At 71.6% G+C, this 11,564-nt stretch carries 11 protein-coding genes; 5 read left to right on the top strand and 6 right to left on the bottom strand.

What is annotated here, in order from left to right; translation table 11 throughout:
• Positions 1-320: 320 nt before the first annotated feature.
• The gene (locus ABFX50_RS25560; RefSeq protein ID WP_346149878.1) at positions 321-983 is read left to right on the top strand and encodes a hypothetical protein; all 663 of its coding nucleotides are present in this window, start codon (positions 321-323) and stop codon (positions 981-983) included.
• Positions 984-1,229: 246 nt separating this feature from the next.
• On the opposite strand, the gene ABFX50_RS25565 is transcribed toward ABFX50_RS25560, so the two are convergent.
• A complete protein-coding gene (locus ABFX50_RS25565) occupies positions 1,230-2,342 on the bottom strand; it encodes a hypothetical protein (protein ID WP_346149879.1) in 1,113 nt (370 codons plus the stop codon).
• 142 nt (positions 2,343-2,484) lie between these two features.
• On the bottom strand, positions 2,485-2,943 hold the full coding sequence (locus ABFX50_RS25570) for a winged helix-turn-helix transcriptional regulator (RefSeq protein ID WP_346149880.1): 459 nt from the start codon (positions 2,941-2,943) through the stop codon (positions 2,485-2,487).
• 62 nt (positions 2,944-3,005) lie between these two features.
• Here ABFX50_RS25570 and ABFX50_RS25575 point away from each other — a divergent pair, with 62 nt between their 5' ends.
• The 3 genes from ABFX50_RS25575 (at position 3,006) to ABFX50_RS25585 (ending at position 4,929) form a co-directional block, all read left to right on the top strand.
• Complete coding sequence (locus tag ABFX50_RS25575) at positions 3,006-3,914, top strand: diacylglycerol/lipid kinase family protein (protein WP_346149881.1); 909 nt, start codon at positions 3,006-3,008, stop codon at positions 3,912-3,914.
• Positions 3,915-4,051: 137 nt separating this feature from the next.
• Positions 4,052-4,477: a hypothetical protein gene (locus ABFX50_RS25580; RefSeq protein WP_346149882.1), complete on the top strand. Its 426-nt coding sequence runs from the start codon at positions 4,052-4,054 to the stop codon at positions 4,475-4,477.
• 137 nt (positions 4,478-4,614) lie between these two features.
• Positions 4,615-4,929, top strand: coding sequence for a TraR/DksA family transcriptional regulator (locus tag ABFX50_RS25585; protein ID WP_346149883.1), 315 nt, complete (start codon positions 4,615-4,617; stop codon positions 4,927-4,929).
• A gap of 70 nt (positions 4,930-4,999) precedes the next feature.
• Here the strand turns inward: ABFX50_RS25585 and ABFX50_RS25590 are convergent, their stop codons facing one another.
• Positions 5,000-5,833: a PhzF family phenazine biosynthesis protein gene (locus tag ABFX50_RS25590; protein ID WP_346149884.1), complete on the bottom strand. Its 834-nt coding sequence runs from the start codon at positions 5,831-5,833 to the stop codon at positions 5,000-5,002.
• Positions 5,834-6,024: 191 nt separating this feature from the next.
• Here ABFX50_RS25590 and ABFX50_RS25595 point away from each other — a divergent pair, with 191 nt between their 5' ends.
• A complete protein-coding gene (locus ABFX50_RS25595) occupies positions 6,025-8,007 on the top strand; it encodes a glycosyl hydrolase family 18 protein (RefSeq protein WP_344829406.1) in 1,983 nt (660 codons plus the stop codon).
• A gap of 54 nt (positions 8,008-8,061) precedes the next feature.
• Here the strand turns inward: ABFX50_RS25595 and ABFX50_RS25600 are convergent, their stop codons facing one another.
• The 3 genes from ABFX50_RS25600 to ABFX50_RS25610 form a co-directional block, all read right to left on the bottom strand.
• Positions 8,062-8,991, bottom strand: coding sequence for a discoidin domain-containing protein (locus ABFX50_RS25600; protein WP_346149885.1), 930 nt, complete (start codon positions 8,989-8,991; stop codon positions 8,062-8,064).
• Between the two features lie 15 nt (positions 8,992-9,006).
• Entirely contained in the window at positions 9,007-10,533 is a 1,527-nt protein-coding gene (locus tag ABFX50_RS25605; RefSeq protein ID WP_346149886.1) for an alkaline phosphatase D family protein, read from the bottom strand.
• 129 nt (positions 10,534-10,662) lie between these two features.
• Positions 10,663-11,448 (bottom strand): DeoR/GlpR family DNA-binding transcription regulator, encoded by a 786-nt coding sequence (locus ABFX50_RS25610; protein ID WP_312895394.1) that lies wholly within the window; start codon positions 11,446-11,448, stop codon positions 10,663-10,665.
• Between the last annotated feature and the right edge of the window lie 116 nt (positions 11,449-11,564).

Raw genomic sequence — 11,564 nt, forward strand, 5'->3', positions numbered from 1 at the left:
GATCTACCCTTAAGCCCCGCCGCTGCCGTGCCCTTCACCCTCGCCTCGAACATTGATGTTCCCATCATGTGCGTGTTCACCGCGCGAAATTCCACTTGTCGGCGCATCATTGGAAATAGCGGTTTCGCATAATGCCCTCATCGCCGCCATTGAGACCGTTTTCAGCGCCATGCCCCTCTTTCTGTTCGAGCAACAACTCTTGGCCTTTCCGTGGACGGCGGGCGGGCCTGCCCATTTCTTTCCCTGGGTACATCGCCGACTGTCGCGGCCTGTCGCGAATTCACAGCTTCTTCAGATCGACCGACAGAAAACGGAAAGAAATGACGACAGAGACCACCCTTTCCCGACACGGCGGACGTGTTCGCATTCTGGCATTCGCCACCCTCTTCACCAGCGCCCTCCTCGTGCCCGCCGGACAGGCGGTGAGCGAGGTCGGCTCGCAGGCCATGGCCGGTCAGCCCGCGGCCGCCGTCGCCGTCACCGTCGGGGAGAAGTCGCTGCTGAGCTGCCGCCACGGGCGCAACTGCCGCCACGCCCGCCACCACGGCGGCCACAAGCGCTCGTGCAACTGCCCTGCCGGCCCTCGTGGACCGCAGGGCCCGCGGGGCGAGAAGGGTGAGAAGGGCGACAGGGGTCCCGCGGGTTCCTCGAGCGGCTCCGCGGCGAGCATCGACTCGGCCTTCCACAAGAACTACAAGTACGTCGTGACCGCGCCGGGCGACGGAAGCACGCTCGTCCGCGACCCGCGTACCACGCCCAGGTGGCATGACCTGTCGGATGTGGCGGGCTACCCCGGCGACGTGGTGGCGGTGTCGGCCGCGGTCATGAGCATGGGCGGCGACCTGCACGTGACCGTGCGCAACCAGACCGGGGAGATCGCGCAGACCTCCTGCAAGATCAACCCCGTACCCGGCCAGTACGCCGCCAACCCCGCGTGGCCGGACAACTGCGCCCCGTTCGAGAGCCTGACTCCGCCGAAATAGCTCCCGCGCGGCTCATCCTGCGCGGGTGAACGCAGGGCCACCGCGTGATCGCCGGCAGGAGCCGGGGGTCACGCGGTGGCCGCCGCCGTGATGTGGCTCAGCACGCACGGCCAGCGGCCCTGCCCTCTGGCGAACACGTCGGTCGTCCACTCGTCGGCGTCGAAGCGCCGGCCCAGGCGGTGCGCGGTGTTCGTGATCCGTCCCGTGAAGAGCCGTCCGAGCTGGTGTCGTGGTCCATCGCCCGATTCACCGGGCGGCCGTCCAGAGGTTCCGCTCGCCCGCGACGGCGCAGAAAGGGTGGGTGCGGGAGGCGTAGGAGCGGGCGGCGACCACGAGACCGAGGCCCAGCCCGGCGAAGGCCAGCCCGCCGAAGGCGATCATCCAGGTCAGTCCCGCACGGGTGAAGCCACCCGACGGCTCGATCGCCGGCAGCACGCCGACGGCGGTGAGCGGGGCGTAGACCGTGAGCCCGATCCCGTAAACCGAGAGGCTGGCGGCGGTCAGCCAGGCGGGGACAAGCGGCAGCAGCCTGGGGACGCGCCTGCCCGAGAGGAACAGCGTCCAGCGGGGGAAGACCATGCCCCACCGGTACATCAGGCCGAGGAGCAGGAAGATCGCCAGCAGCGCGGCCAGCACGGTGATGTCGATCCCCACCGAGGCCAGCGCCCTGGCCGAGGCCGGCGCGGCGGCGTTGGCCCGATCCCACTCCTCGGCGGTGACTCCGAGCGCGTCGCCGCCCAGCGTCCAGACGGTCTTGACCCCCGCCCACGGCACGATGCCGCACATCAGCGCGTAGACCGCCACCCGCGTCCGCCGCGACGCGGTGGAGGCGTCGGGATGGAGCAGCGGACCGGCTCCCACGCCCCTGTGGGCCTGCCCGCAGCGGACGCACCGTCCGCGCAGGCGGCGGCGATGGCCTGCCGCGGTCAGGACCAGCAGACCCGCGCCCGCCGTGTCGAGCAGGACATGGGCCAGACCCGTGGCGCTCTCCACCCCCGATCCCGACACCAGGGTCACGAACTGGAGGGGCAGGCTGATCATCCCCGCCACGAAGACCGGGACGGCCACCGCCAGCACGGTCGTCACCGCCGTCGCGCCCGCACGGGTCAGCGGCCTGGCGGTGGCCAGACAGGCCGCCGCCGCGACGACGGCGAGCAGGGCCAGCAGGAGCTGGGCCACGGGGGCGTAGGGCGTGCCGGGAGTCCATGGCACGGTGGTGCCCGTCACCGCCCAGGTGAGCTGCACGGTCGCGTACAGCGCGCCCCACGTCGCGGCGGCGGAGGGCGCCCACCTCGGCCAGCTCTGCGTCCAGGACTCCGGTCCCGGCTGCGCGCCGACAGGTGCTTCACTGACGCTCATGAGAGGTCCTTCGGTGTCGAGGTCATGCCGATGCCCGGCCTCCACCGAAGATCGCAGCCGCCTCGCCCCCGCTCCTCCCCCACCGAAGGGAGGCCGCTCCCCCTGAGGGGGGAACCGGCCTCTCAAGGGGAACCGTTCGCTCTCAGGGGGAAGGGGCGGAGCCCGCCGCCGTCCAGCCCGGATCGCGGAAGCGGGCGGTGAGGCTGCCCTCCGTCGGTTCCTCGCCGCACGCGCGGCAGACGACTCTGGGTTCGAGCTCGGCCCCGCACGCGTGCTCGAACACCACAGGAGGAACGTCGGCCAGGTGACGGTCGCCCCACTGCATCAGGGTGAGAAGAACAGGGCGCAGCTCCCGTCCCGCGTCGGTGAGGTGGTACTCGAAGCGAGGGGGATGCTCCTGGTAGGGCACCTTCTCCAGAACGCCCGCCTCGACCAGCCGCCGCAGCCGGGCGGCGAGGATGTCACGCGGGGCGCCGATGTTGGCCACGAGGCCGTCGAACCTGCGCACGCCGTAGAACACCTCGCGCAGCACCAGCAAGGAGTGCTTCTCGCCGATGACGGCGAGCGCGTCGGCGATCGAGCACGGGCGTGGTCTCTTCATGACCTCCACCCTATGCGCGTCAGTTGGATTATCTGACTCACTCGGGGGCAGGGAGGAGCGTTGTGAAGCTGCTGGTGATCTGCAACTCGTCCGCCGGTGGGGCCGATGACGACGCCCTCCGCACGGTACTGCGCACCCTCGAGGAGGGAGCCGACGTCCTGACCAGCGAGGATCCTGACGACCTCGCGAGCGTGCTGGCGGCGCACCCCGATCGCGTCCCGGTGGCGGTGGGCGGCGACGGCAGCCTGCACGCGCTGGTGGCGGCGCTGGCCGCGCGAGGCGAGCTGGGCGACAGGACGGTCGGGCTGGTGCCGCTCGGCACCGGCAACGACCTGGCCAGAGGGCTGGGCATCCCCCTCGACCCGCACGAGGCTGCGCGCGTGGTCCTGGACGGGCACACGCGCGCGCTGGACCTGCTCACCGAGGACAGGGGCGGCATCGTGGTCAACGCCGTGCACGTCGGGGTGGGCGCGCAGGCCTCCGAGCAGGCCACGCCGCTCAAGCCGTTCCTGCGCAGGACGGCCTACGCCGTCGGCGCGGTGCTCGCGGGGCTGCGGGCGCGCGGGTGGCGACTGCGGATCACCGTGGACGGCACGCCGGTGGCCGACGGCCGCCGCAGGGTCCTGATGGCCGGCATCGGCAACGGCACCACGATCGGCGGTGGCACCCCGCTGACCCCCGCCGCCCGGCCCGACGACGGCCTGGCCGACGTGGTCGTCTCCTTCGCCGTCAGCCTGCCGGCCCGCCTGGGCTTCGCCCTTCTGCTGCGCAGGGGCGAGCACCGTTCACGCGCTGACGTGCGCACCTACCGGGGCGGCGAGATCACGATCGCGGGCGAGGCCGTGCCGGTCAACGCCGACGGGGAGCTGGGCGCGGCGGTCACCCGCCGCACCTGGACGGTCCGGCCCGGAGCCTGGCGCATCCTGGCCCCCGAAGCGGACGCGGCCGGCCAGGCAGGCGTCACGCGTTGAGCGGGGAGGGCTCGTCCGCGTCGGATCTTCCCGGCACCCCGCTCGCCCCGTGAAGGCGAGCGGGGTGCTCGTCGTGCGAGTGGGCGGGGCCCTCTCCCGAGTTCTGGGTGCGTGCGGCGTGGGCTATGGTCGGCTGCATGGTCACGTGGCGGGTTCCGCGCGGGTCCACCGCCTTCTCCCTGGTGGTGGGCCTGGTGCTGCTCGCCTTCATGCTGGTCGGCTCGACGCCGGCCTGGTACGGCAGCGACCCCGCGCAGCGGGCGAGCGCCGTGTCCGACGAGGCATGGGCGCCCGGCGCGTGGATCGCGCAGTCGTCGAACCTGCCGCCGGCCGCCGCGGGAGTGCGCGAGCACGTGCTGCCCCTGTGGCCGCCACCGCGTCACGCCGCTCAGGGCAGTGACGCCGATCCCCCGCCTTCTCAGCGGGCCGGCTGGCCGGAGCCGAATCCCGCGCGCAGCCCGCGGCAGAGCGCGCACGGCACGGCGGGGCCGCGAAGCCCGCCGGCGATCCAGCCGATCCGCATGTCACCCCGGCCGCCCGGGTCTCTCCTCGCGGCCGGCTGAGCCGTACCCCGGCTCTCTTTCTCCACGTCACGGAGTCGATGCCGCCATGTCCGGCGTCGACGGGGCCTTCGCGCCCCGCGGCGGCGCGGGAGCCGTACGCCCGGCGCCGCCCGCCCCCATTCGGAAGGACCGACCACATGACCACAGGACTCAGCTCCGTGCAGCTCCAGACTCTGCGCGAGGAGCTCGAAGACCACCTGCGCTGGCGCGTCGCCCAGCTCGCCGACCTCAAGGCGGCCTCGGACGGCGACGTGGACCTGCGGGACCTGCTCGCCTCCGTCGCCGCCGCCGACCACGCGATCGCCGAGGCCAGGGAGTGCCTGGACCGCCTGGCCGAGGGGAGCTACGGCACGTGCGGCGGCTGCGGGGCGTCCATCCCGTTCGAGCGGCTGAAGGTGCGCCCGCTGGCGCGGTACTGCATGACCTGCCAGCGCCGCCGCGAGGCCGCCTGACCCGCGAGGCCGGCCGCCTGACGGCGGCCGGCCCTCGCCGGGCGGCCTCACGACGATCGGCGGGCGAGGGTCAGCCGATCGGGACGGCGGCGCCCGAGACCTTCACGCGGGTGTCGCCGGGGACGGGCGTCGTGGTCAGGAGGCTGGGGCGGCCCATGTCGGCGCCCTGGTGGATGGTGACCACCTCCCCGTCGTCGAGACGGCCCAGGTGGCGGAGGTAGCCGGTGAAGGCGGCCGCCGCCGCGCCGGTGGCCGGGTCCTCCACGACGCCGCCCGGAGGGAAGGGGTCGCGGGCGTGGAAGACGGTGCGCGACTCGGCCCAGAACAGGTGGACCGTGGTCCAGCCGCCCTCGGCCATCAGCTCGGCGAGGGCGTCGAAGTCGTAGTCGAGGTCGGCCAGGCGCTCGCGGGTGGCAGCGGCCAGCACGAGGTGGTCGTTGCCCGCGTTGGCCACGTGCGGCGGGTAGGCGGGGTCGAGGTCGTCGGCGGACCAGCGCAGGGCCTCGAGCGCCCGTCGCAGCTCCTCGCCGGTGGCAGGGCGGGTCGAGGAGGGCGGGCTGGTCAGCGTGGCGGTGATGCCGTCCCCCTTGGTGATCTCCACCTGGACCGGGCCGGCCTGGGTGAACAGGTCCACGACAGCGGGGCCGATGCGTTCGCCGAGGGCGACGGCGGCCGCGATGGTGGCGTGGCCGCAGAAGGCGACCTCGGCCAGGGGGCTGAAGTAGCGGATCCGGTAGGCGTGGCCCCCCTCGGGGAAGAGGAAGGCGCTCTCGGAGTAGCCGAGGTCCGCGGCGATGGCGAGCATCTGGCCGTCGGACAGGCCGTGGGCGTCCAGGACCACTCCGGCGGCGTTGCCGCCGGAAGCCGTGCTGGTGAAGGCGACATATTTCAGGACGTCATGCACCCGGCCATCATGACGCACGCGCCCGGCCACGGCCCACCGAGGTCACCCGTCAGCGGCCGCCCGAATTCACGTATTGACGCTGTAGCGGTCAGAGGTTAACGTCAACTCAAATTAAAAGGAAACCTTACTAATAGTTTCCTCGCTGACCTCCCCTCCCACCCCCTACACCCCCTACCGGATGGCGGAGCATCATGAAGAACACCCTCCCGAGCAAGGCCCTCGCGGTGCTGGCGGCATTACTCCTGCCGCTCACCGCGGCGGTCGTCACCCCACCCGGCGCGTACGGCGCCGCCCTCTCCGGCGCCCCGGCATCCAGCGCCTCGGCGGCCTTCGCCGACTGGGCCCCGTGGACCGCCTACGCCGCGGGCGCCCGCGTCACCTACAACGGTGTCGAGTACGAGTGCCGCCAGAGCCACACCTCCCAGCCCGGCTGGGAGCCGCCCAACGTCCCGGCGCTGTGGAAGACCACGGGCGGCGGGGGCGGCGACACCACCGCGCCGTCGGTGCCGGGCAACCTGCGCTCCACCGGCGTCACCTCCAGCACCGTCGCCCTGGCCTGGAACGCCTCCACCGACAACGTCGCCGTCACCGGCTACGAGGTCTACCGCGGCACCACCCTCATCACCACCGTCACCGGCACCACCCACACCGACACCGGCCTGAGCGCCAACACCGCCTACACCTACACCGTCCGCGCCAAAGACGCCGCAGGCAACCGCTCGGCCGCCAGCGCCGCCGTCACCGCCACGACCACGGGCGGCGGGGGAGGCGACACCACCGCGCCTTCCGTGCCGGGCAACCTGCGCTCCACCGGCGTCACCTCCAGCACCGTCGCCCTGGCCTGGAACGCCTCCACCGACAACGTCGCCGTCACCGGCTACGAGGTCTACCGCGGCACCACCCTCATCACCACCGTCACCGGCACCACCCACACCGACACCGGCCTGAGCGCCAACACCGCCTACACCTACACCGTCCGCGCCAAAGACGCCGCAGGCAACCGCTCGGCCGCCAGCGCCGCCGTCACCGCCACGACCACGGGCGGCGGCGGAGGTGGGGGCGACAAGGTGCTCGGCTACTTCGTGCAGTGGGGCGTCTACCAGCGCGGCTACCACGTCAAGAACATCGACACCAGCGGCTCGGCCGCCAAGCTGACCCACATCAACTACGCCTTCGGCAACGTGCAGAACGGCCAGTGCACCATCGGTGACAGCTACGCCGACTACGACCGCTTCTACCAGGCGGGCGAGAGCGTGGACGGCGTCGCCGACACCTGGGACGCCGGCGCCCTGCGCGGCAACTTCAACCAGCTGCGCAAGCTCAAGAAGAAGTACCCCCACATCAAGGTGCTCTTCTCCTTCGGCGGCTGGACCTGGTCGGGCGGTTTCGGCCAGGCCGCGCAGAACCCCGCGGCCTTCGCCGAGTCGTGCTACCGCCTGGTGGAGGACCCGCGCTGGGCGGACGTCTTCGACGGCATCGACATCGACTGGGAGTACCCGAACGCCTGCGGCCTCACCTGCGACACCAGCGGGCCCGCCGCGTTCAGGAACATGATGTCGGCCCTGCGCACCCGCTTCGGCTCGGGCAACCTGGTCACCGCGGCCATCACCGCCGACGGCACCGACGGCGGCAAGATCGACGCGGCCGACTACGGAGGCGCCGCCCAGTACGTCGACTGGTACAACGTCATGACCTACGACTTCTTCGGCGCGTGGGCGGCGCAGGGACCGACCGCCCCGCACTCCCCCCTCACCTCCTACTCCGGCATCCCGATCGCGGGCTTCCACTCCGACGCCGCCATCCAGAAGCTCAAGAGCAAGGGCATCCCGGCGAGCAAGCTGCTGCTCGGCATCGGCTTCTACGGCAGGGGCTGGACCGGCGTCACCCAGGCCGCCCCGGGCGGCACGGCCACGGGCCCCGCGCCCGGCACCTACGAACAGGGCATCGAGGACTACAAGGTGCTCAAGACCCGCTGCCCCGCCACGGGCACCGTCGCCGGCACGGCCTACGCCCACTGCGGCAACCAGTGGTGGAGCTACGACACGCCGAGCACGATCGGCGGCAAGATGGGCTACTCGAAGAGCCAGGGCCTCGGCGGCGCGTTCTTCTGGGAGCTAAGCGGCGACACCACCAACGGTGAGCTGATCACCGCGATGAGGAACGGCCTGGGCTGACCCCCGGCTGCCCCCGCAGGGCCGGTCCCGCGCCAGGGCCGGCCCTGACGGGTGTCAGAAGATCTCCACCTCGATGATGCGCGTGTAGTCGTTGGCGCCGTTGGAGGCCAGCGCCGAGACGCGGATCGCGTCGGTGGTGACGGCGGCGAAGTCGGAGCGCGCGCTGCCCTTGGTGTTGCCGCGCACCTGGGCGACCGTCCGCCACTGGCCCTCCACCCTGGCCTGGACGTCCCAGTCGCGCAGGCCCACCGAGGAGGCCGGATAGCGTTCGGTGTCGAGGGTGTGGAGGTCGACGCGCGTCACGCTCCTGGCGCCGCCCAGCGCGATGTCGACCGTGTCGGGCCAGAGCCTGCCTGTGGCGTCGTTCCAGCCGTTGCCGCCGGCCCAGCCGTTGGAGCTGCGGTCGCCGTCGACGACGCTGCAGGCCGGATAGTTGGCGTTGGTGTGCTGCGAGGAGGCGGTGACGGGCCGCCTGAGCGCGAGGTTGCCGCCGTTGTCGAGCTCGTCCACGCCGACCACCCGCACGGGTACGGCCAGCCGCTCCTTGCCCGCTTCGAGCCGCAGGCCGTACTCACCCTTGGGGGTGGAGGGCGGGACGGCGACCAGCAGTTTCGCGCCGAGTTCGTAGCCGGGCGGCAGGTAGCTGGACAGCATGGAGCGCGAAGCGGTCAGCGGCGCGTCGATCTCGACGGACATGTCGGCGTAGCGGGGCTTGCCCGCGTCGCTGCGCATGCCGATCTCGATCTTGGCGGGGCAAGCGGCGTCCACGCCCAGGGGCGCGACGAGCAGCCCGGCCCCCGCGATCGGGATCAGCCTGCCCGTCCCCTTGCTGGTGCCGGGGGTGACCTTCAGCGAGGAGACCGACGGCAGATCCTGCTCGGGCGCCTGGACGGCCGGCCCGGGATCGTCCCTGTCGGCCAGGGCGGCGGCGCCCGTGGTGAGCGTGAGGGCGGCGACGGTCAGCGCCGCGGCGAGATGTCTCATGTGCCTGGCTCCTTCCTAGAGCGCGTGCAGGCCGGGCACGCCGTCGAGCGCCACCAGGCTGGCCCTGGTCGAGACGGGTGCGCCCGGCCTGGTGACGTAGGGGACCACCTTGTAGTCCGACCTCCACTGGCTCCTGGTGACCGAGCAGGAGACGTAGCCGCGCTGGTAGCTGGAGAACCTGATGTGCGGGTTGACCGGGTCGGAGCCGCCAGGGGGCAGGCCCGTCGCCGGATTGCCGTTGCCGCCGCTGCTGATGGAGGTGCCGACGAACTCCACGCCGACGACGGGGGCGGAGGGGTCGTCGAAGTCGGTCTTCAGCTCGCCCGCGAGGTTGTAATGGATGTCGCCGGTGAGCACGATGGGGTTGCGCACCTTCCGCTCGACCATGCCGGTGAGCACACGGTCCTTGGCCGCCTTGTAGCCGTCCCAGAGGTCCATGCTGAGCCGCTGCGCGGGGGCGGGGTCGTAGTCGAGCTGGCACATGGCGATCTGCTGAGCCAGCACGTTCCATCTGGCCCTCGACTCCCCCAGGCCGTCCAGCAGCCACTTCTCCTGCTCGGCGCCGAGCATCTGGCGCGAGGGGTCGAGCCTTTCGGCGCAGTCGTACTGCTGGCCGTCGCCGCAGACCTGGTCGTCACGGTACTGACGGGTGTCGAGCACGTTGAACTCGGCCAGGTCGCCGAAGGTGAACCTGCGGTGGACGCGGGCGTCGGGGCCCCGCACGACCGGCACCCTGATGGGCAGGTTCTCCCAGTAGGCGCGGAAGGCGTTGGCCCTGATGACCAGGTAGTCCTGCTCGGTGACCTCGCCACCAGGGCCGTGGACCCCCGCCCAGTTGTCGAGCACCTCGTGGTCGTCCCACGTGACGATCCACGGCGCCGCCGCGTGGGCGGCCATCAGGTCGGGATCGCTCTTGTAGAGGCCGTACTGGATGCGGTAGCGGTCGAGGGTGTCGCACTGCACCCTGAACTGGTCGGGCACGGGCGTCGCGCGGTTGCCTCCGCTCGCGACGATCCCGTACTCGTAGATGTAGTCGCCGAGGTGGATGACGACGTCGGGCCGTTCGGCGGCCAGGTGGCCGTAGGCGGTGTAGAAGCCGTCCTGCCACGAGGCGCAGGAGGCGAAGGCCAGCGTCAGCGCCTCGGGGCTGCTGCCCAGGGCGGGCGCGGTCCTGGTCCTGCCGACCGGGCTGAGCTCGCCGCCTGTCCTGAACCGGTAGAAGTAGTCGCGGCCGGGCCGCAGGCCCTTCACGTCGACGTGGACGGAGTGGCCGTACTCGGGAAGGGCCCATGCGGCGCCGTGCTTGGCGCGCCGGGTGAACCCCTCGTCCTCGGCGAGCTCCCACTCGACTCTGATCTTGCGGTGCGGCATGCCGCCCAGCGGTTCGAGCGGTCTGGAGGCCAGCCTGGTCCAGAGGATCACGCTGTCGGGCAGGGGGTCGCCTGACGCGACGCCGAGCTGGAAGGGGTAGTCGGCCGATCGGGCGGCGGCCGACTCGGCCGTCCAGGGGTCGGCCAGGTTCGTGGTGAAGGCCAGGGCCATGGCGGCCCCGCCTAATCCGAAAAAGGAGCGGCGGTCCATGGGTCTCCCAGGGGGGAGGGGACGGGAGCCCACACTTTGTAGCAAGAGTGATGTTGATTTAACAAGACCTAAGTTAAATTCACAGCCTCTTCACACCTGCGCCACCTCGACGTTGTGGTGGCGTTCGCGCAGGCGCCGCACGGCGTCGTCAGGGGTGCGCGAGTCGACCACGACGAGGTCGAAGTCGTCGAGGGGGGCCACCCTGTGCAGCGCCACCCGTTCGAGCTTGGAGTGGTCGACGGCGAGGATGCTGCGGGAGGCCGAGCGCAGCATCGCCCGCTTCACCAGCACGATCTCCTGCTCCTGGTGGAAGGCGTAGCTGTCGGAGATCGCCGAGGTCGACACCACGAGCAGGTCGGTGCTCATCGCCTCGACCGCGTCGACGCAGGCCACGCCGAGGAAGGAGTCGTGGGAGGCGTGGTACTCGCCGCCGAGCGCCATGAGCCTGATGCCGGGAGCGCCCGCCAGCAGCCTGATGGCCTCGAGGAAGTTCGTCACGACGGTCAGCGGGGCCGCCTCGCCGAGGTGACGGGCCACGGCCAGCGCGGTCGTGGAGTCGTCGATCATGACCGAGCTGCCGGGCTCGATCAGCCCGGCGACGTGCCTGCCGATCGCCTCCTTCTCGGCCAGGTGGGCGGTGAGCCGGTAGGCGATGTTGCTCTCGAAGACGTTCGAGGCCTGCGCCGTCACCCCGCCCCGGAACTTGCGCACCATCCCCTGCCGCTCCAGCTCGTCGAGGTCGCGGTGGACGGTCATCACGCTCACCCCGAAGCTCTCGGCGAGTTCGGCCACCGACGCCGTCCCCCTGCGCACCACGAGCTCGGCCATCGCCTGCCGTCTGGCCGCGCCCGCGTTGACGCGCTGACGTGAACTCACCTGTGCACTCTCCCGTCCGCCGCCTCTCCGCTGCGAATATCCCAGACCATCGAGCGTCTCGCGCGAAAGGGACTCTTGACACCCGTGGAGGCGACTCGTAGCCTCCCGGTAATCAC

This window comes from Nonomuraea recticatena, from assembly GCF_039533245.1.
Lineage (GTDB): Bacteria > Actinomycetota > Actinomycetes > Streptosporangiales > Streptosporangiaceae > Nonomuraea > Nonomuraea roseola.